Raw genomic sequence first — 19,342 nt, 5'->3', positions numbered from 1 at the left:
GGCAGGGCCGGCGCCTGCGCCGCGGCCGGCGTCGCCGCGGCGGGCGCACCCTCGTGCCCGAACCTGGGCAGCACGTAGGCGGTCACGGCCAGGGCCACCAGCACGCCGCCCGCGCCGGTGAGGAGGAAGCTCAGCCGGATCGGCAGCACCGCGCCGAGCAGGCCGCCGATGGCCAAGGCGGCAATGGACACGGCGCGGGTCATGCCGCCGATGATGGCCATGGCCTGCCCGCGCCCGCTCTCCGGAATGCGCAGGATCGCGATCGCGCCGAAGCAGGCGTTCAGTGCACCGCAGGCCGTGCCCATCGCCGTGTAGGCCAGGAACAGCAGCCCCACGCCGGGAACCAGCCCCATCACGCCCAGGAAGGCCGAGGTCAGAACCATTGAGGCGAGCAGCACCCGAAGCCGGGCTTGCGGCGTCTTGATCCGGCCCGCCACGGCCGCACCCGCCGCCATGCCGAGCCCGAACGCCGCGGCCAGCAACCCGTACTCGGTCTCGGATGCGCCGAGTTCGCCGCGGGCCAGGAAGACCTCCAACACGTTGGTGGCCTCGCCGACGAGAATGAAGAACAAGGCCCCCAGGACCAGAGCCCACACAAGGCTGTCCCGCCGGATCAGCCGCAGGCCATCCAGCAGGGCCGGCGCCTCCCGGCCGGCCAGCTCGGCCGCGGTACCGCGGCGGGTGCGGATCAGCAGCGCGCCCACCCCCATCGCCAGATAGCAGCCGCTCGCCACGGCGAACACCAGCCCCGAGCCGCCCCAACCGCTGAGCAGCCCGCCCGCCGCCGGCCCCGCCATTCCGGCGATCATGATGGTGGCCTGCATGGTGCCCAGCGCCCTCGGGGTGCGCTCCTCTCCGACGATCCTTGGCAGCAAGGCCTGCCAGGTCGGCCCCGCCACCGCCTGTGCGGTGTCGAGGAGGAACGTCATGGCGAACAGCACCGGGATGTGGTTGTCCACGTACTGCAGGCCCAGCCCCATGCCGGCTACGGCCACGGCGCTGAGCACGGACGACGCCGTCGCGAGCGTGCGGGAATCACGCGTGTCGGCGAGCCGGCCCGCCCAGGGGGCCAGCAGCACCAGCGGCAACGCCGAGCACAACAGGTAGGCCGCCACGAGCCAGGGCCCGGCAGCCGGCGTCGTTCCGGCGGCGGCGACGTTCTGCAGGTGCAGCATCACGCTGACGACGACGGCGCCCATGCCGGCCGTCGCCAGGAACCTGGAGCTGCTGGCGAGCAGGAAGTCGCGGTTGCCCCAGAGTGAGGGCCCGCCGGCGGCGACCCGCTCTTTATGAAGTATCTGTTTCATAAGTGCAAAGTATCCCGCCGGGAAGGTGGTGTCAAGCATTCCTTTCATAGTTTGGCGGTCGTCGGTAGACTAGGAACGTGAATGCAGAAACCCCGAAGGCGGAGCTGTCCGCTGAGACCGCCGCTCCGGCCGCCAAGCGCAGGCCGCGCCCGGAGAAAAAGGTCGAGATCACTGACCCGAAGGCGATCCGGGCCCTGGCCCACGCCGCGCGGCTCGAGGTCATTTCCGAGCTGTATTCCACCCAGGTCAGCCGGACGGCCACGGAGCTGGCCGCGCAGACCGGCCTCACCCCGAGCGCCATGAGCTACCACCTGCGGGCCCTGCAAAAGTGGGGCATTGTGGTACCTGCTGCGACCGCCGGCGACGCCCGGGAGCGCCGCTGGAAGGCGGCCGGCACAGACTTCACCATCAATTCGGGCGGGGGAGTGGCCAGCCCGGAATTTGCCGTCCTGGACCTGGAGCTGGACGCGTACCGCCGGCGCGTCAACGCCTACGCCAAGGCCAGGGACGAGCGGCGCCAGCGCGGCGAAGCCGTGGACGGCACCTCAGCCGTGGTGCTGGCCAGCAACCTGCTTCACCTGACGCCGGCCCAGGCCGCGGAGCTCAATGACAGGCTCTTCGAGCTGCTCAAGGACTACGAGCTTGAAGACCCGGACCGGGTACCCGAGGGGGCCGTCCGGATGGCCACCATGTGGTCGATGATTCCCGATGACCGGGGAACTGCCGCCCAGCCCTCCTAGGCGGAACCGCCAAAACCCGCCCTCCGGTGCCAAACTGGATGGACTGCGAGGCTCCGGCAGTCCCGCGGCCCGTCCGGCCAGGCGGCAGCGGATCATCGAGGGAAAGCGTGCGGATCATGGCTGAAACCAAGACGGACAACCGTCCGGATGTATTCACGCGGTTCACTACAGCGACGGCCAGGGTTCTTGGCCACGCCTGGGTCTTCAGCGCTGCGGTCGCCGTGCTGGTGGTCTGGGCCTGTACCGGCCCCCTCCTGCAGTTTTCGGATACCTGGCAGCTGGTCATTAACACCGGCACCACCATCGTCACCTTCCTGATGGTGTTCATCATTCAGAACACCCAGAACCGGGACACCGCCGCCCTGCACCTGAAGCTGGATGCGCTGATGCTGGAGCTCAAGGTCAGCAATGCGAAACTCTACGACGCAGAAAACGAAGGCGAGAAGGAAATCGAGCGCCAGCGGGAGCGGATCGAGCGCGCAGCCGGCTCGGAAGATCAGAGCTAGCTCGCGGCCACCAGGGCCTGCGGCGCCGCCTGTTTCATCCGGGTCTGCAGCCAGCGCAGCTGCACCGAGGTCTCACCGTCGCACCGGGACACGACCTCCAGGAGTTCATGGTCGCGGAGGGCCGATCCGGCCTGCTTGACCATGGTCCAGGTGACGTCGACCAGGCTCGCCAGCAGGTACAGGTCCTGCAGGTCCCGCAGTAGCCCCACCGGGCCCTGCCTCGTGCCGGACAGCCCCTCGGCGTGGAGGCGCTCCGGTTCGGCATCCGAAGGGTCTTCGCCGTAGCGCTGGACGATCGGGTGCAGCAGGCGGCTGTGCTCCTCGCACTGCTGCGCCAGGGTGTGGCACAGGAAGTGCACATCGGGCTCGTCCCCGTGGCCGGCCGCGACCTGGCGGAACGATTCCGCCAGCGTCTTCTCGGCCTGGTGCAGCATGCCCAGGTAAATGCTCAGGTTCATGGCCGTCCCTCCTGGTTGCTCCCTGCGCTGACGCCCCCCGGACGGTCACTGCCCGGATCGGGCCTGACTGCCTCCGGAAAGCGGGTCGGTGGGGCGGCATCGACGTCTTCCGTGGCGTCAGCTTCGCCGCCTCCCGTGGTCGGCTGCGGCTGCTGCGTGCCCGCGCCTTCGGCCGCGGCGGACGGGCGCGAGGCCGTCGTCGTCGGGGCCGGCGCGGGCCCCTCAGCGTCACCGATCTTCTCCACCCGAACGGCCGCGTTCTTGAAGACCGGCTGCTTCGAGACCGGGTCCCATTCGGTGAGCGTGAGCTCGTTGGCGGCCGTCGGGTGCTCCCCCGACGTACCGTCCGCGTCCCAGTAGCCGTAATGGAAGGGCGCGAACACGGTCCCGGCGCGGATGTCGCTGATCCGGGCTGGGACTTCGATCCTGCCGCGCCGCGACTCCACCCGGACCAGGTCACCCTCCCGGATGCCCAGCCGCGCGGCGTCGTGCGCGCCCAGTTCCACCCAGGCCCGAGGTGCCGCTTGGTTGAGCTGCCGGGACCGGCCTGTCTTGGTCCGGGTGTGGAAGTGGTAGGCCGTGCGGCCGGTGGTGTACCGCAGCGGGTATTGGCCGTCGGGCTCCTCGTGCGGCGGGGAATAATCCGCCGTCTTCAGCACGGCGCGGCCGGCCGGGACGGTTGCCCGGAAGGCCTCGGCGCCCACCGTGGCTCCGGTCAACAGGTCGTGGCCGTAGCTCTCGCAGTAGTCCGGGTCGGTAGGAAAGAAGCCGTCCGTGTACAGCCGGTCGCGTCCGTCCGGGTTCTCCTCGTTGCAGGGCCACGGAATGCCGCTGCCGCCCCGGAGCCGCTCGTAGCTGATTCCGGTGTAGTCGCAGGGACGTCCGCGCGTACACTCCCGCCACGCATTGAACGCATCCTCGGGGCCCTCCCACGTCAGCAGCGGTTTGCCCTGCCGGGTGGTGAACTCCATCCGCCGGGCATAGTCGAGGAAGATGTCCAGGTCGCTGCGCGCATCCCCGGGCGGCTCCACGGCCTTGTCCGAAAGGTGGACAGTCCGGTTGACGTTGGTGAAGGTGCCGGTTTTCTCGCCCCAGCCCGCCGCGGGCAGCACGACGTCGGCGGCCTGCGCGGTTTCCGTCAAGTACAGGTCCTGCACCACGAGGAACAGCTCGGGCTTGGCCAGGATCTCGCGGATCCTGGGCAGCTGGGGCATCGAAACGGCAGGGTTGGTGGCCGAGATCCAGAGGAACTCGATGGAGCCCTGCTCGGCGTAGCGGAAAATCTGCATCGCGTGCGTCGGCGGGGCCCAGTGCGGGATGGTGAGCGGGTCCACGTCCCACAGTTCGACGAGTTCCTGGACGTGGTCGGGGTTCTCCCAGTTCCGGAAGCCGGGGAGGTCGCCGTCCGCCCCGCACTCTCGGTTGTTTTGCGCGGTCGGCTGCCCGTTCATCTGGAGGATCCCGCACCCGGGCCGGCCCAGCAGGCCGCGGAGCAGGTGCAGGTTGTTGACCTGGCAGGAGGCGGCGGTGGCCTGCGCGGACTGGTAGAAGCCCTGCAGCACGGTGGAGAGCACGCGTCCGGAAGTTCCGAAGATGCGGGCGGCTTCCCGGATGTCCGCCGCGCTGACGTCGCAGATTGCTGCGGCGGCCTCCGCGTTCCAGGGCTGCACGGTGGCCTTGAGCTCTTCGAAGCCCACCGTGTGCGCGTTGACGTAGTCCTCATCCACCCAGCCGTGGGCCAGGATCTCGTGGACGAGGGCGTTCATCAGCGCCAGGTTGGTGCCCGGACGGACCGCCAGGTGCACGTCCGCGTGGCGGGCCACCTCGGTGTCGCGCGGGTCGACGCAGACCACCTTGGGCCGGTCCGGGCCGGCGATGCGGTCCAGCACCCGCGACCACAGCACGGTCTGGGTTTCCGCCATGTTGTGGCCGTAGAGGAAAATCGCGTCGCAGCTGTCGATATCCGTGTACGACCCCGGCTGGCCGTCGGCGCCGAAAGTCTCCTTGAGCGACGCAGCCGCCGTCGCGGTGCACAAGCGCGTATTGCCGTCCATGTGCGGGGTGCCGATGCCCGCCTTCCCGATCACGGCCAGGGCGTAGTACTCCTCCAGGAAGAGCTGTCCGCTGGTGTAGAAGCCGTGGCTAAGCGGCCCCCTGTCCTTCAGCAGCTGGCGGCTCCGCTCGGTGATCCGGTTCATCGCCGTGTCCCAGTCGCATTCGACCAGCCGGCCGTTTTCCCGGATCATCGGACGCTGCAACCGGTCCTTGTGCGAAACGCCCTGCCAGCTGGCGAACAGGCCCTTCGGGCCGAGGCGGCCGTGGTTCACCAGGTCCCCGGCGCGGCCCCGGATGCCGACCATCGCGCCGTCCTTGACCGCGATGTCGCAGGCGCAGCCGTTGCTGCAGAGGACGCAGGCGGACTGGACCCAGCGGTCGACGTCGTCCGGTGCGACGCCCTCGCCGAGGGCCTGGTCAACCCGGACCGGCCACAGCCCGTCCCTCGGGTACGGGGTCCTGGTGCCCCAGATTTCGGCAATGCGATCGACCATGGTTGCTCTCCTCTTTCCTTCCACGGCGCCCGGCCGCGGAAAACAAACAGTTGCCCGGGTCAAGCTTTATCAGCATCCGGCGCCGAGGTATAGGCCCCCGCCCCACGGAGCAGCCGCCCCGGGTTGGACCTGATGCGGGCCGCCGTAAAAGGGGCGATTGCGGGGCCGGATGCGCGGGAATCGGCAAAATATGGTGAACTAGGCGGGTATGGGCGCATCTGCCCGAGCAACCTTTTTCTGTAGGAGCACCGTGCCAAGCAAGGCCCCCACCGGCAAGAAACTCGTGATTGTGGAGTCTCCGGCCAAGAGCAAGACCATCGCCAAGTACCTGGGCGAAGGTTTCATCGTTGAGGCCTCCATCGGTCACATCCGCGACCTGCCGCAGCCGTCCGAGCTCCCCGCCGAGCTGAAGAAAACGCCGCTGGGCAAGTTCGCCGTCGATATCGAACACGACTTCAAGCCGTACTACGTTGTGTCTCCGGACAAGAAGAAGAAGGTCGCCGAACTCAAGGCCCAGCTCAAGGGCGCCGACGCGCTCTATCTCGCAACCGATGGGGACCGCGAGGGCGAGGCCATCGCGTGGCACCTGCTGGAAGTCCTCAAGCCCAAGGTCCCCGTGTACCGGATGACCTTCGGTGAAATCACCAAGGAAGCCATCCACCGCGCGATGGACAACCTCCGCGATGTGGACCAGGACCTCGTCGACGCGCAGGAAACCCGCCGTGTGCTGGACCGCCTCTACGGCTACGAGATTTCCCCGGTGCTGTGGCGCAAGGTGGCCCGCGGCCTGTCCGCCGGCCGCGTGCAGTCCGTGGTGACCCGCATGGTGGTTGACCGGGAACGCGAGCGCATGGCCTTCAAGTCGGCGTCGTACTGGGACCTGACCGGCCAGTTCGGTGCGGACTCCGGCTCTTTCAAGGCGAAACTGGCCGCCGTGGACGGCTCCAAGGTCGCCAGCGGCCGTGACTTCAACGACGACGGCGAGCTCACCTCGCGCAACGTCGTCCACCTGGACCAGGAACTCGCCGGCGCCCTCGCCGCCGGCCTGCAGGACGCGGACTTCCGTGTCCGCTCCGTCGACACCAAGCCGTACACCCGCCGTCCCGCGGCGCCGTTCACCACCTCCACGCTGCAGCAGGAGGCCGGCCGCAAGCTGCGCTTCTCCTCGAAGAGCACCATGCAGGTGGCGCAGCGGCTCTACGAAAACGGCTACATCACCTATATGCGTACCGACTCGAATGCGCTGAGCAACGAGGCCATCACCGCCGCGCGGCGCCAGGCATCCGAGCTGTACGGTCCCGAGTACGTCCCTCAGTCTCCGCGCGTTTACAGCGGCAAGGCAGCCAACGCGCAGGAAGCCCACGAGGCCATCCGCCCCGCCGGCGACTCCTTCCGCACCCCCGCGCAGGTCGCCAAGCAGCTCTCCGGCGACGAGTTCCGTCTCTACGAGCTGATCTGGAAGCGCACCGTCGCCTCCCAGATGGCCGACGCCAAGGGCTCCACCGCGACCATCCGCCTCGGTGCGGTCACCGTTGGCGGCGCGGCCGCGGGCCGGGACGCCGAGTTCTCCGCCTCCGGCACGGTCATCACCTTCCCGGGCTTCCTCGCAGCGTACGAGGAAGGCAAGGACGAGAGCCGCGGCGACGAGGACTCCGACGAAGCGCGCCGCCTGCCCAACGTGGCCAAGGACGACGCCCTGACCGCCTCGGAGATTGTCGCCGTCGGGCACGAAACCTCCCCGCCGCCGCGTTACACCGAAGCGTCGCTGACCGCGGAACTGGAAAAGAAGGGCATCGGCCGTCCGTCGACCTACGCCTCCACCATCTCCACCATCCAGGACCGCGGCTACGTCCGGAAGCAAGGCTCCGCGCTGGTGCCGAGCTGGATCGCCTTCTCCGTGATCCGTCTGCTCGAGCAGCACTTCCACGACTACGTGGACTACGACTTCACGGCCGATATGGAAGCCGACCTGGACAAGATCGCCAACGGCCAGGAAGCCGGACCGGCCTGGCTCAAGCACTTCTACTTCGGCGAGGACTCCGAGCCCGGGCTGCTGAGCATCGTAAACAACCTGGGCGAGATCGACGCGCGCGAAATCAACTCCATCCCGATCACCGACGGCATCACCCTGCGCGTGGGCAAGTTCGGCCCGTACCTGGAAAGCTCGGTGCCCACCGTGGACCCGAAGACAGGCGAGGTCATCGAGTCCGCTCGCGCCAACGTCCCCGAGGACCTGGCTCCGGACGAGCTCACCGCAGCCAAGGCAGTCGAGCTCATGGAGACCGCCGCCCCGGAGGAGCGCGTGCTCGGCACGGACCCGCACACCGGGCACACCGTCGTCGCCAAGAACGGCCGCTACGGCGCCTACGTCACCGAGGTCATCCCCGAGATGACCGAGGAGCAGCTCGCCAACCAGCCGGTGGAGTACTACAAGAACGGAAAGCCGAAGCCGCCGAAAAAGCCGGTCAAGGCCAAGCCGCGCACCGGGTCGCTGTTCGCCTCCATGAGCGTGGACACCGTGACCCTGGACGATGCCCTGCAGCTCATGAGCCTGCCGCGGGTGCTCGGCCAGGACGCCGAGGGCAACCCCATCACGGTGCAGAACGGCCGCTTCGGCCCGTACCTAAAGAAGGGCACGGATTCCCGCTCGATCGGCTCGGAAGAGGAAATCTTCACGATCACGCTGGAACAGGCCCTGGAGATCTACTCGCAGCCGAAGCAGCGCGGCGCCCGTGCCGCCGTGCCGCCGCTGGCGGAGTTCGGTCCGGATCCGGTGTCGGAGAAGAACATCGTGGTGAAGGAAGGCCGTTTCGGCCCGTACATCACCGACGGCGTCACCAACATCACCGTGCCGCGCAGCACCTCCATCGAGGAGCTCACCCGGGAACAGGCCGTCGAACTCCTCGCCGAGAAGCGCGCCAAGGGCCCGGTCAAGCGCAAGCCCGCGGCCCGCAAGGCCCCGGCCCGGAAGGCCACCGCCAAGAAATAGGCGGCATTTCGCTCCAGCTCGCGGGTTCCTTCCCTGTTCGACGTCAGAAGACGCCGACGGCGGACGGAACCCGCGAGTCGTTGTCCACATAACTGCTGCACGGGGCTGTCGCGTCCGTGGCGGCGGAGGCAGGCTGGCGGCATGGAATACGCCACCGCCCAGCCTGAGGACCCCCTCGCCGCCCTCTGGGCCGCTTCCGCGGAGCCGGTCCAGCCCGCGACGACGGCCCGGCACCCCTCGGCAGCAGTCCTGGACACGACGTTGTCCGGTAGCGCCAAGCTGTGGCGCACCGAGGAACTGCTGGACCGAGGCCTGTCCGCACGGCAAATCCGGCAGCTGACAGGAAGCGGCGCCATCTTCAAGCTGCGCCGCGGCTGCTACGTCCGACGCTCCTTCTGGGTGACGCTCGATGCGAACGGTGCCTCGCTCTGCCGGATCGAGGCCTACGCCCACCGCTGCCTGACGAGCTCAACGGGCACTTACGTGTTCAGCCACACCACAGCCGCCAGGCTCCACGGGCTCTTTCTTTGGCAAGTAGACGATACGATCCACCTCACGGTGCCGTTCCTCCCGTCCTCCGGTGGCCACGCGGGCGACGTGAAGGCCCACACCCGGGCGCTGGCTCCCGCCGACATCCTGCACGTGGCAGGGCACCGGGTGACCTCGCTGGTTCGAACGGCCGCGGACAGCTGCCTGGTGCTCAACTACTCGCAGGGACTGATCCTGGTGGACCATGCCCTACGCATCGGTGCCAGCCGGGACGCGCTGGAACTGGAGTGCGCCCGGCTCCGCGGCGCACCCGGTGTCGCGACGCTGAAGAAGGTGCTCGCGCATGCGGATCCGCGCTCCGAGTCACCCGGCGAAACCCTCTCCCGCGACCTGTTCAGGCGGCTGAGGATCCCTGCCCCGGAGCTCCAGTTCGAGGTCCGGACGAGGCTGGGGACACACCGGCTGGACTTCGCATGGCCGGAGCAGCGGGTGGCGGGGGAGTTCGACGGCCGCCGGAAATACTTCGACTATCAGCCCACTGCCGAGGCCATTTTTGCCGAGCGGCGCCGGGAGAAAGCACTCATGGAGCTGGGCTGGAAGTTCATCCGGCTCGAATGGCGGGACCTGTTCCGCGAGCAGGAGCTGAAGGCTAGGCTGCTCCGGTTGCTGGCTGGTTGAGATGGCCGTCTGCTTGCGGGCTTGAGCCGGGCTCGCGGTGTCCGTACCGCGAGCCGGAACGGAACCCGCGACCCGGCCGGGCGCCCAAGAAGGAATTGCGGACCACGGCTCAACGTGATCGAGTAGGAACATGACTGAACAGCCAGCACCCATGGACCTCCAGCCGCTCAACGACCTCGAAGAGAAGCTCGCCCGGGGGGAGCAGCCGGACGCCAACCCGGTGGATGTCATCCTGTCCTTCCTCAACAACGAGGTCTACATCGTCAGCTCCGACACGCTCGAAGGCCCGGATTCCCAGGTGGAGCCGCTGGTCCTCGCCAACTCCGCCGGCGAGCCCGTGCTGGCCGTCTTCTCGCACCCGAGCCGCGTCGCCGAACAGTACCTCGCGGCGGCCCCTAACGTGCTCGGCACCCAGGGCTCGGCCATCATCGGCAACCTCGGCGACCAGCTGGGCATGGTCATCAACCCCGGCGCCGTCTACGGCTTTGAAATCGATCCGGAGGGCGTGGCCAACATCCGCCGCGACTTCAAGCCGGCCGAGCAGGAACCGGACGCGGAGGACGACAGCCAGGCCTAAGGCCTCCACGCCGGGCGGACTCTGCACGACGCCCCGCCGGGCGCCCGGTTAGGGCAGAGTCCCTCCGGGGAGAATAATGGCAGCATGCGGCTAGGCGTCCTCGATATCGGGTCCAACACTGTCCACCTCCTCCTCGTGGATGCCCACCCTGGCGCGCGCCCGGTTCCGTTCGCCTCGCATAAGCGCCCGCTCTCCCTGGTGCAGTTCCTCGATGCGGACGGCAACATCAACGACTCCGGCCAGCATGAGCTGATCGAGTTCGTCCTCGAAGCCTGGGAGTTCGCGGCCAAGCACAAGGCCGAGGACCTGCTGGCGTTCTGCACCTCCGCGATCCGTGAGGCCACCAACGGCTCGGCCGTCCTGGCCCGGGTCAAGGACGAGACCACCGTGACCCTCCGCGAGCTTTCCGGCAGCGAAGAGGCCTCCATGACGTTCTTCGCCGTCCGCCGCTGGTACGGCTGGGGAGCGGGCCCCATGCTGAACCTGGACATCGGCGGCGGTTCCTTCGAAATGGCCTACGGGGAGGACGAACTGCCCGAACTGGCGACGTCGGTCCCGCTCGGCGCCAGCCGGCTCACCCGCGACTGGCTGCAGGAGGACCCGCCGTCGGCCAAGAGCGTCAAGGAACTGCGCCGTCACATCCGGACCACCTTGAAGCCGGTGGTGCGGGACTTCGAGAAGCTGGGCAAGGCCAACCACGTGGCCGGCACCTCCAAGACTTTCCGCTCGCTCGCCCGCATCGCCGGCGCGGCCCCCAGCGGCGCCGGGCCCTACGTCAAGCGGGAATTGTTCGCCACGGACCTTGGCCTGTGGGCGCAACGCATCTCGGCCATGGAGGTGGAGGACCGGCTGAACCTTCCGGGCGTCTCCGAAGCCCGCGCCCACCAGCTTCTGGCCGGGGCGCTGGTGGCGGAAGCGGCCCTCGAAATGTTCGAGTTTCCCAGCCTGGAAATCTGCCCCTGGGCCCTCCGTGAAGGGCTGATCCTCCGCCGGCTGGACCAGCTGGTCTTCGAGGGGCCGCTGCAGCCCGCGCCGCATGTTGCCCAGGCCGACGAGCCCGCCGTGCCGCAGCTCCCCGACCCCGAGGGCCCGGACGAAACGTAACGGGCGCGAGAGCCCAGGTGTCGATCCGGAGGCGCGCCGTTCGTCTTAAGGGTGAAGGCCGGTAATCCGCCGGCCCAATCGTCAAGGAGGACCGCATCATGGCACAGTACCTGCTCAGCGTTTACCAGCCCGTCGGACCGGCTCCGGCCCCGGAGGTCCTGGAGCCCATCATGCGGGACCTCGAGGCCCTGAACCGTGAAATGAAGGCCGCCGGAGCGTGGGTCTTCGCCGCGGGACTCCACCCCACGGACACGGCCACGGTCGTGCGGCAGGACGGGGCCGGGATGCTCATCACGGACGGCCCCTTTGCCGAGGCGAAGGAGCACCTGGGCGGATTCACGGTGATTGACGCGCCCGACCTCGACGCCGCCCTGGACTGGGCGGGGAAGATGGCCCGCGCCACCACGCTTCCCATCGAAGTGCGGCCAATCCAGCATTAGCCCGGAACCTGGCACTAGCCCGGAGTCCAGCACTCGACGGGACGAGACAGGCGGAACAACGTTAAACGACGAAGGCACCGGCGGTCTGCTACGGGAAAATGGGGGAAACCCGCTGCAGCCCACCGGTGCCGGGCAGACATCCGCATGACTGCCTATCATCACTCGCACCCTCAATGAGGTAGTACCTACGCTAATCTTCGAGTTTGTGAGCAAGCTGCGCTGAGGATGTGAGCTGGCTGTGAATCGGGCGGGACTGCAATGATGGGGGAATGAGCAACCGAATCGCATTCCTGGGCTGTGGGTCAATGAACGAGGCAATCATGGGCGGCATGATCGCGGGCGGCACGGACCCCGCGGACATCGTCGCCACGGTGCGCCGCGCCGAGCGGGCGGCCGAACTGGCCGAGCGGCACCACGGCATCACGGCCATCGCCGGCGAAGAAGAACCGGAGAACAACACCCAGGCCGCCACCGGCGCCGCCGTCGTGGTGCTGGGCGTCAAGCCGGTGGGCATCGCCGATCTGGCCCGGGAGATCAGCGGTTCGCTCTCGCCGGAGACCATCGTGGTCAGCGTCGCCGCGGCGGTGTCGTTGGAGCAGCTGGAAGCGGCGCTTCCGGCCGGACAGCCGGTGATCCGCGCTATGCCGAACACGCCTGCACGGCTGGGCCGCGGCGTCGTCTCCGTCTCCGCCGGGAAGCACTGCTCGGCGGAGCAACTGCAGCAGGCGAAGGACATCTTCGCCGCCGTCGGCACCGTCGTCGAGATCCCCGAGGAACAGGTGGACGCGCTGTCCGCCATCAGCGGTTCCGGCCCGGCCTACGCCTTCTACCTGGCCGAGGCAATGGCGGCGGCGGGCGCCGAGCTGGGCCTGGATGCCGAGCTTTCGCTGCTGCTGGCTCGCGAAACGGTTGCTGGTGCCGGGCTGATGCTGGCCGAGCCGGGCGCCGACCCCGCCGCCCTGCGCAAGGCGGTGACCAGCCCGAACGGCACCACGGAGCGGGCGATCGCCACCTTTGACGAGCGCGGACTCCCGGCGATCATCGCCGACGGCGCCCGGGCCGCCGCCGAGCGCGCGGCCGAAATCACCAAGCAGCTCGGCTGACCGGAACGCCGGCGCAGCCCATGACGCGGAGCGGGCCGGGTGGCAGGATAGGACCCATGGAACTGCACATCACCGGAGACCCTGCGGCGGACAAACTCCTCAGCGACGACGCCTTTGCCCTGCTCACCGGCATGTTGCTGGACCAGCAGGTGACCATGGAATCGGCTTTTGCCGGCCCGGAAAAGATCCGGACCCGCCTTGGGTCCATGGATCCCGCCGCGATTGCAGGCTACGACCCACAGCAGTTCGTCGAGCTGTTCAAGGAGCGCCCGGCCGTGCACCGCTTTCCCGGATCCATGGCCGGGCGCGTCCAAGCCCTGGCTGAGACCGTACAGACGAACTGGGACGGCGATGCCACTGCCATCTGGACGAGGGGCGAGCCAGACGGTCAGGAAGTGCTGCGGCGGCTTAAGGCTTTACCCGGCTATGGCGAGCAAAAGGCGAAGATCTTCCTGGCGCTACTGGGTAAGCAGTGCGGGCTCCAGGCCGATGGCTGGCGCGAGGCTGCCGGCCACTACGGCCAGGAAAACTCCTACCTGTCGGTCGCTGACATTGTGGATCCGGAGTCGCTGAGCAAGGTTCGGGCCAGCAAGCAGGCTGCCAAGGCCGCGGCTAAGACGGCGAAGACCGCAGGGCCCTGATCCTGCGGTAGCTCAGCCTCCGACGCCGGGACGCCCGACGTCGGAGGGAACGGCGGAGGTACCTAGCGCGTGGAGGTCGGGGACGTGGATGAACAGCCGGCAGGACGACTCCTCTCCCTCTGGTCTGCCACCGGCGGGACTGCCACCTACGCGCCCCTCGACGCGCCCCTGGACGTGGACGTTGCCGTGATCGGCGGCGGCATCGCAGGACTGACTGCCGCGCTGGCCCTGAAACGGGCCGGCCAGACGGTGGCCGTCCTGGAGGCGGCGCGGGTAGGTACCGGCGTCACCGGGAACACGACGGGCAAGGTCACCTCGCTGCACCGGCTTGCCTACACCGACCTTGCGGCCCGCCACGGGGACAGCGCCGCCGCCACGTACGGGCAGGCGAACGAGGCGGCCATTGAACACATCGCGGCCGTTGTGGCGGCGGAGGGAATCGACTGCGGCTTCCGGCGGGTGGCCAATTACACCTACGCCGAATCGGTCGAGGCGCTGGCCCGGGTCCGGGAGGAAGCGGCACTGGCGGCGCGGCTGGGCCTGCCCGCATCCTTCACCACCGATGTCCCGCTTCCGTTCGCGGTCCGGGGCGCCGTCCGTTTCGACGGGCAGGCCCAGATCCACGCGTTCCGGTACGTGCAGGGCCTGGCCCGTGCCGTGGACGGAAACGGCAGCTTTGTCTTTGAGGAGACGGCCGCCACCGGTTACCGCGACGGCGCTCCCGCCGTGGTGGGGACGGACCGGGGAAGGGTCCGGGCGAAAGACATCATCGTCGCGACCAACCTGCCGTTCGGTGACGGCGCACGCTACGCCGAACGCTGCTACGCCCACCGCTCGTATGTCGTCGCAGCCCGCAGCACCGTCGCCCCGCTGGATGCCAGCTTCGTCAGCGTTGATGAGCCAATGCGCTCCATCCTCACCGCCGACGTCGACGGCACCAGTTACGTGCTGGCCGGCGGCGAAGGACACCGGGCCTCCGAAACCGTCGATTCCGCCGAACGCTACCGGAGGCTGGGGACCTTTGCCCGCGACCGCCTGGGAGCCGGGGAGATCGCCTTCCGCTGGTCCACCCAGGACGCGATGCCCGCCGACGGGCTGCCCTACGTCGGCCGCCTGGCCCCGGAGTTCCGGCACGTCCACGTCATCACGGGGCTGCGAAAATGGGGACTCAGCAACGGCACTGCCGCTGCCTTGATCCTCCGGGACACCCTGGGCGGCACCCCTAACGCGTGGGCAGCCGTGTTCGACAGCACCCGGAGCCAGGGGGGAATTGCGGCCCCGTCCCGGCCGCTGGCGGAGGAGACGCCGCGATCCGGGGGTGTTCCGGCGGACGTGGCGCCGGGAGAAGGCAAGGTGGTGGACGTCCACGGTGCCAAGACCGCCGTGTACGTCAGTCCCGCGGGGGAAGTCCGTGCGGTCTCGGCCGTCTGCACGCACCTCGGCTGCACCGTGGAGTTCAACCAGGCCGACGTGACGTGGGACTGCCCCTGCCATGGCTCCCGGTTCAGCACTGACGGCACAGTGCTCCAGGGGCCCGCCACCAGGAACCTCGCAGCGGGCCCGCCGCCGGATGCCCTCTGAGCCAGGCAGGCGGCGGCGGCCGGCCCGGGTGGCTGAGCCAGGCAGGCGGCGGCGTTAGCTACCAACCGCAGGCGCTACGGCCGGGCGGCGAAGCGTTCCAGCAGGTCCACGTGGCCGGAAACAATGAGCATGTCCCGCGCGGAAACCTTGGTCTCGGGCCGGGCGTAGGTGAAGTCCTCACCCGGTGATTTCACGCCCACGATCGTGACACCGTATTTGGAGCGCACCTTCGACTCGTCCAGGGTGAAGCCCACGGTCTCGCGCGGCGGGTACATCTTCACGATCGCGAAGTCGTCGTCGAACTCGATGAAGTCGAGCATCCTGCCGGAGACCAGGTGCGCGGCGCGGACACCGGCGTCGGCTTCCGGGTAGATCACGTGGTTGGCGCCGATCCGGGTCAGGATCTTGCCGTGCGAGGGCGTGATCGCCTTGACCCAGAGGTGCTCGATGCCGAGGTCCACGAGGTTGACCGTGATCAGCACCGAGGACTCGATGGACGTGCCCACGCCCACGACGGCGGAGCTGAACTCCTGCGCGCCGAGCTGGCGGAGCGCATCGATGTTGGTGGCGTCTGCCTCCACCACGTGGGTCAGCACGCTGGCCCATTTCTGCACGAGGTTCCGGTCACGTTCGATCGCCAGCACCTCGCGGCCCTGCTTCACGAGCTGCTCGGCGGTGGACGCGCCGAAGCGGCCCAGCCCGATCACCAGCACGGGCGCGTTGTGGGCGGGGCGGTTGACGGCGCCTGAGGAACTAGCCAATGATCGGTCTCTCTTCCGGGTAGTGGTACAGCTGGCTGCGCTGGCGCAGGGCCAGCCCAGCGGCGAGGGTCACGGTGCCGACGCGGCCGGCAAACATGAGGGCTGTCAGGACGTAGACGCCCGCCGGGGGCAGTTCGGCGCTGAGGTTGGTACTCAGGCCCACGGTGGCGAATGCGGAAATAGTTTCAAACAGCACCCGGTCCAGGGACGCGCCGCTGATTTGCAGCAGCAGCAGGGCGGAGACGGCCACCAGGGTGGCGCCGGCGACGATGACCGAGATAGCCACCCGCATGGTGCCTTCCGGGATGGTGCGGCCGTAGATCTTCACGTCCGCGTCGCCGCGGGCTTCGGCGATGATGGCCAGGAACATCACCGCGATGGTGGTCACCTTGATACCGCCGGCGGTCGACGCCGAGCCGCCGCCGGCGAACATCAGCGCGTCCGTCAGCAGCATGGTGGTGGAGTCCATCTGGTTCTGGTCTACGAGGTTGAAGCCGCCGGAACGGGTCATCACCGAGGCGAAGAGCGAGTGGGTGATCTTGTCGCCCAAGCTCATCCCGCCGATGGTGCGCATGTTCTCCCACTCCATCAGGCCCCAAAGCACGGTGCCGGCGGCCAGCAGGATCAGGGAGACCTGGATGGTCAGCTTGGTGTGCAGGTTCCATTTCTTCCAGTTCAGCCCGTTTTGCTGCAGCACCATGACCACGGGAAAGCCGAGGCTGCCGAGGAAGACGCCGATCATCAGCGGAATGAGGATCCACAGGTCCGTCTCGTAAGGCACGATGCCGTCCGAATGAGGAGTGAAGCCGGCATTGTTGAAAGCGGAAATGGCATAGAACACGCCGTGCCAGACCGACTGGCCGAGGCTTTCGCCAAGGGCCAGGAACCGGGGAATGAGCGCCGCTGCCAGGATAGCCTCAATCACCACGGAGGTAACGATGACGATCCGCAGCAGGGTGCCAACCTCGCCGAGGCGGCCGGCGTTGTTCATGGCCTCCTGGGCGATCAGCTTGCCGCGGACGCCGAGCTTCTTGCTGACCATCAGGGCCAGCAGCGAGGCCAGCGTCAGGGTGCCGAGACCGCCGACAAAGATGCCGACCAGGATCACGAGTTGGCCGAAGAAGGACCAGTGCACCGCCGTGGAGACGACGGTCAGCCCGGTCACGCACACGGCCGACACGGCAGTGAAGAGGGCCTGGTGCAGCGGCGTTGCCTGCCCCGTGGCGGAGGACGCCGGCAGGGAAAGCAGGGTGGTGAAGATCAGGACGACGATGGCGAAGGCGGAGACGGCCAGGCGGGCCGGGGAGGTATTGGCGATGTCGTCGACGAAGTCCCGCAGCCGGGTGAAGATCCACAGGCCCTCGCGTTCCGGCTGGCCGGGGTGCCAGCTGGTCGGGCTCGGTGACCTCGACTGGCTTTGCGTCATGTGCGGCTTGTCCTCGGTTGAAACGGCGTCCTTCAGTAGTAAACCACTATATTCCGCGCAACGACTGGGGATCGGCGCGGTGCGCTCCGGTAGCCTGTGATTGATGACCTTCCTGCCCGGACTCGCCCAGACCGCCCTGCCGACGACGGTGGTGTGGGACTCCGCCATGACGGCCTACAACTTTGGCCACAGCCACCCGATGGCGCCGGAACGGATGGAGCTCACCGCGCGGCTGGCCCGCAGCCTGGGCCTGCTGGACCTGGACCACGTGAGTGTGGCGGCCCCCTCGGTGGCCACCGATGAGGAACTGGGTGCCGTGCACAGCGCGGACTATGTCGCCGCCGTCCGCCGGGTCAGCGCCGACCCGGACACCCCGGACCTGGAACGCGGCCTCGGCACCGAAGACGACCCGGCTTTCGCCGGCATGCATGAGGCCAGCGCGCGGCTGGCCGGGGGTTCCCTGCTCGCGGCGGCCGCCATCCTGGACGGCAGCGCGGTCCGGGCCGTCAACTTCGGCGGCGGCATGCACCACGCCTCCCGCGAGCGGGCCAGCGGCTTCTGCATCTACAACGACGCCGCCCTGGCCATTCAGCGGCTGCTCGACGGCGGCGTGCAGAGGGTGGCCTACGTCGACGTCGATGCCCACCACGGTGACGGAACGCAGAGCATCTTCTGGGACGACCCGAGGGTGCTGACGATCTCGCTGCACGAGACCGGGCTGACGCTGTTCCCGGGAACGGGCTTCGCCAACGAGATTGGCGGCCCCAATGCACAGGGCAGTGCCGTGAACGTTGCGTTGCCGACCGGGACCGGGGATGCCGGCTGGCTGCGGGCCTTCCACGCAATCGTGCCGCAGCTCGTGGGAGCCTTTGAACCTGAAGTCATCGTCAGCCAGCATGGCTGTGACTCGCACCGCCTGGACCCGTTGACACACCTGAACATCAGCGTGGACGGGCAGCGTGAGGCCGCCACCGCGATCGGCAACCTCGCGGCCCGGTACTGCGACAACCGGTGGATATCCACCGGTGGCGGGGGCTATAACGTCATCACCGTGGTGCCGCGTTCCTGGAGCCATCTGGTCGCGATTGCCGCGGGGCGGCCGGTGCCGCTGCGGACGCCGGTTCCCGAGGACTGGCGGCGGTACGTGCGCGAGAAATACGGATCCAAGTACGGCGTCGAACCGCCCACGGTGATGGGCGACGACGTCGATCTCTGGTGGCGGTCCTGGGAGGTCGGCTTCGACCCCAACGACGAGGTGGACCGCACCGTAATGGCCACCCGCAAGGAAGTTTTCCCGCTCTACGGCCTGGATCCGTGGTTCGACTGAGGGTCGTTTTCGAACCGCCGGCCCGGCCCAGGCAGCGCCCATCCGGACGCCCGTAATTTAGTGGATGCCATCTGGCGTATATGTCGCTAGGGTGGAGAGCATGGTGACAGACGACGTATTTGCCGTCATTGCTGAGGCAACCCGGCGCGACATTCTGGTGTCCCTCCGCGAGGGGGACAAAGCGGTGGGGGAGCTGGTCGAGGAACTCGAGGCGAGCCAGCCCACCATTTCCAAGCACCTCAAAGTCCTGCGCGAGGCCGACCTCGTCAGCATGCGTGCCCAGGGCCAGAAGCGTTATTACGCCCTCAACCCCAAGCCGCTTGCCGGCGTCGCCAGCTGGCTGGAGACGTTCGACGTCGGCCGCGTTGCCGAACCGGCGCCGCAGGCCGCCGCCCAGGCCCCGGCTGTTCCGGAAAGCCTCGCCGCCGCGGCAGCGGCCGGATCCGAGCCGGCCGCTCCCGCGTTGGCGGACCTGCCGGCGGGCAGCACGCTGAGCCCCGCCGTCGCCCTTCCCGTCGGCACCGCCGGGGATGACAGGCGGCCGCAGCAGATCGGCCGGACGGTGGGCCGCGCCGCCACCCGGGCCGCGGACCTGCTCGCCAACCTGCCGAAGTTCGGCCGCAAGAAGTAGCTGCCTCGCCGTTCCGGCGCGCTCGCGACTTCCGG

At 68.5% G+C, this 19,342-nt stretch carries 16 protein-coding genes and 1 pseudogene; 12 read left to right on the top strand and 5 right to left on the bottom strand.

Going from position 1 to position 19,342, the window contains the following annotated elements:
• Window positions 1-53 precede the first annotated feature (53 nt).
• Window positions 54-1,199 (bottom strand): annotated as a pseudogene (locus tag AC1DNC_RS11130) (MFS transporter); the annotation flags it as partial.
• A gap of 185 nt (window positions 1,200-1,384) precedes the next feature.
• Here AC1DNC_RS11130 and AC1DNC_RS11125 point away from each other — a divergent pair.
• Window positions 1,385-2,047: an ArsR/SmtB family transcription factor gene (locus tag AC1DNC_RS11125; RefSeq protein WP_476862594.1), complete on the top strand. Its 663-nt coding sequence runs from the start codon at window positions 1,385-1,387 to the stop codon at window positions 2,045-2,047.
• 116 nt (window positions 2,048-2,163) lie between these two features.
• Window positions 2,164-2,553, top strand: a complete 390-nt coding sequence (locus tag AC1DNC_RS11120; RefSeq protein WP_476862593.1) for a low affinity iron permease family protein — start codon at window positions 2,164-2,166, stop codon at window positions 2,551-2,553.
• Here the strand turns inward: AC1DNC_RS11120 and AC1DNC_RS11115 are convergent.
• Both AC1DNC_RS11115 and AC1DNC_RS11110 read right to left on the bottom strand, forming a co-directional pair.
• Window positions 2,550-3,011 (bottom strand): ferritin family protein, encoded by a 462-nt coding sequence (locus AC1DNC_RS11115; protein WP_476862592.1) that lies wholly within the window; start codon window positions 3,009-3,011, stop codon window positions 2,550-2,552. The two genes, AC1DNC_RS11120 and AC1DNC_RS11115, sit on opposite strands and share 4 nt — an antisense overlap.
• Window positions 3,008-5,560: a molybdopterin oxidoreductase family protein gene (locus AC1DNC_RS11110; protein ID WP_476862591.1), complete on the bottom strand. Its 2,553-nt coding sequence runs from the start codon at window positions 5,558-5,560 to the stop codon at window positions 3,008-3,010. Before AC1DNC_RS11110 ends, AC1DNC_RS11115 begins: the two co-directional genes overlap by 4 nt.
• A gap of 250 nt (window positions 5,561-5,810) precedes the next feature.
• Between AC1DNC_RS11110 and topA the strand changes: the two genes are divergently transcribed.
• The 8 genes from topA to AC1DNC_RS11070 all read left to right on the top strand — a co-directional run bounded on the left by topA (window position 5,811) and on the right by AC1DNC_RS11070 (window position 15,162).
• Window positions 5,811-8,549 carry a type I DNA topoisomerase gene (gene topA, locus AC1DNC_RS11105; RefSeq protein WP_476862590.1) on the top strand — a complete coding sequence of 913 codons (2,739 nt, stop codon included), beginning with the start codon at window positions 5,811-5,813 and terminating at the stop codon, window positions 8,547-8,549.
• A 141-nt stretch (window positions 8,550-8,690) separates the two neighbouring features.
• Window positions 8,691-9,716, top strand: a complete 1,026-nt coding sequence (locus AC1DNC_RS11100) for a type IV toxin-antitoxin system AbiEi family antitoxin domain-containing protein (protein ID WP_476862589.1) — start codon at window positions 8,691-8,693, stop codon at window positions 9,714-9,716.
• 130 nt (window positions 9,717-9,846) lie between these two features.
• Window positions 9,847-10,293 (top strand): SseB family protein, encoded by a 447-nt coding sequence (locus AC1DNC_RS11095; protein WP_476862588.1) that lies wholly within the window; start codon window positions 9,847-9,849, stop codon window positions 10,291-10,293.
• 84 nt (window positions 10,294-10,377) lie between these two features.
• Window positions 10,378-11,397: a Ppx/GppA phosphatase family protein gene (locus AC1DNC_RS11090; protein ID WP_476862587.1), complete on the top strand. Its 1,020-nt coding sequence runs from the start codon at window positions 10,378-10,380 to the stop codon at window positions 11,395-11,397.
• A 98-nt stretch (window positions 11,398-11,495) separates the two neighbouring features.
• Complete coding sequence (locus AC1DNC_RS11085; protein WP_476862586.1) at window positions 11,496-11,837, top strand: YciI family protein; 342 nt, start codon at window positions 11,496-11,498, stop codon at window positions 11,835-11,837.
• A gap of 269 nt (window positions 11,838-12,106) precedes the next feature.
• Window positions 12,107-12,940, top strand: coding sequence for a pyrroline-5-carboxylate reductase (gene proC, locus AC1DNC_RS11080; protein ID WP_476862585.1), 834 nt, complete (start codon window positions 12,107-12,109; stop codon window positions 12,938-12,940).
• Window positions 12,941-12,996: 56 nt separating this feature from the next.
• Complete coding sequence (locus AC1DNC_RS11075) at window positions 12,997-13,581, top strand: HhH-GPD-type base excision DNA repair protein (RefSeq protein WP_476862584.1); 585 nt, start codon at window positions 12,997-12,999, stop codon at window positions 13,579-13,581.
• A gap of 84 nt (window positions 13,582-13,665) precedes the next feature.
• Window positions 13,666-15,162, top strand: coding sequence for an FAD-dependent oxidoreductase (locus AC1DNC_RS11070; RefSeq protein ID WP_476862583.1), 1,497 nt, complete (start codon window positions 13,666-13,668; stop codon window positions 15,160-15,162).
• 74 nt (window positions 15,163-15,236) lie between these two features.
• Here the strand turns inward: AC1DNC_RS11070 and AC1DNC_RS11065 are convergent, their stop codons facing one another.
• Window positions 15,237-15,875, bottom strand: a complete 639-nt coding sequence (locus AC1DNC_RS11065; RefSeq protein ID WP_175321539.1) for a potassium channel family protein — start codon at window positions 15,873-15,875, stop codon at window positions 15,237-15,239.
• A 40-nt stretch (window positions 15,876-15,915) separates the two neighbouring features.
• Window positions 15,916-17,349: a TrkH family potassium uptake protein gene (locus tag AC1DNC_RS11060; protein ID WP_476862582.1), complete on the bottom strand. Its 1,434-nt coding sequence runs from the start codon at window positions 17,347-17,349 to the stop codon at window positions 15,916-15,918.
• A 103-nt stretch (window positions 17,350-17,452) separates the two neighbouring features.
• Between AC1DNC_RS11060 and AC1DNC_RS11055 the strand changes: the two genes are divergently transcribed.
• Window positions 17,453-18,676, top strand: coding sequence for an acetoin utilization protein AcuC (locus tag AC1DNC_RS11055; protein WP_476862581.1), 1,224 nt, complete (start codon window positions 17,453-17,455; stop codon window positions 18,674-18,676).
• A 100-nt stretch (window positions 18,677-18,776) separates the two neighbouring features.
• Window positions 18,777-19,307 carry an ArsR/SmtB family transcription factor gene (locus tag AC1DNC_RS11050; RefSeq protein ID WP_476862580.1) on the top strand — a complete coding sequence of 177 codons (531 nt, stop codon included), beginning with the start codon at window positions 18,777-18,779 and terminating at the stop codon, window positions 19,305-19,307.
• Window positions 19,308-19,342 lie beyond the last annotated feature (35 nt).

The organism is Arthrobacter sp. 01N442 (genome assembly GCF_056399345.1).
This window is presented reverse-complemented; position numbering and strand designations above follow the sequence as displayed.

What these genes read in the sequence shown, in the direction of transcription:
- AC1DNC_RS11120 (WP_476862593.1), top strand. Translation starts at nt 2,164, where the DNA reads ATGGCTGAAACCAAGACGGACAACCGTCCGGATGTATTCACGCGGTTC.
- AC1DNC_RS11115 (WP_476862592.1), bottom strand. Translation starts at nt 3,011, where the DNA reads ATGAACCTGAGCATTTACCTGGGCATGCTGCACCAGGCCGAGAAGACG.
- AC1DNC_RS11110 (WP_476862591.1), bottom strand. Translation starts at nt 5,560, where the DNA reads ATGGTCGATCGCATTGCCGAAATCTGGGGCACCAGGACCCCGTACCCG.
- AC1DNC_RS11100 (WP_476862589.1), top strand. Translation starts at nt 8,691, where the DNA reads ATGGAATACGCCACCGCCCAGCCTGAGGACCCCCTCGCCGCCCTCTGG.
- AC1DNC_RS11095 (WP_476862588.1), top strand. Translation starts at nt 9,847, where the DNA reads ATGACTGAACAGCCAGCACCCATGGACCTCCAGCCGCTCAACGACCTC.
- AC1DNC_RS11090 (WP_476862587.1), top strand. Translation starts at nt 10,378, where the DNA reads ATGCGGCTAGGCGTCCTCGATATCGGGTCCAACACTGTCCACCTCCTC.
- AC1DNC_RS11085 (WP_476862586.1), top strand. Translation starts at nt 11,496, where the DNA reads ATGGCACAGTACCTGCTCAGCGTTTACCAGCCCGTCGGACCGGCTCCG.
- proC (WP_476862585.1), top strand. Translation starts at nt 12,107, where the DNA reads ATGAGCAACCGAATCGCATTCCTGGGCTGTGGGTCAATGAACGAGGCA.
- AC1DNC_RS11075 (WP_476862584.1), top strand. Translation starts at nt 12,997, where the DNA reads ATGGAACTGCACATCACCGGAGACCCTGCGGCGGACAAACTCCTCAGC.
- AC1DNC_RS11060 (WP_476862582.1), bottom strand. Translation starts at nt 17,349, where the DNA reads ATGACGCAAAGCCAGTCGAGGTCACCGAGCCCGACCAGCTGGCACCCC.
- AC1DNC_RS11055 (WP_476862581.1), top strand. Translation starts at nt 17,453, where the DNA reads ATGACCTTCCTGCCCGGACTCGCCCAGACCGCCCTGCCGACGACGGTG.
- AC1DNC_RS11050 (WP_476862580.1), top strand. Translation starts at nt 18,777, where the DNA reads ATGGTGACAGACGACGTATTTGCCGTCATTGCTGAGGCAACCCGGCGC.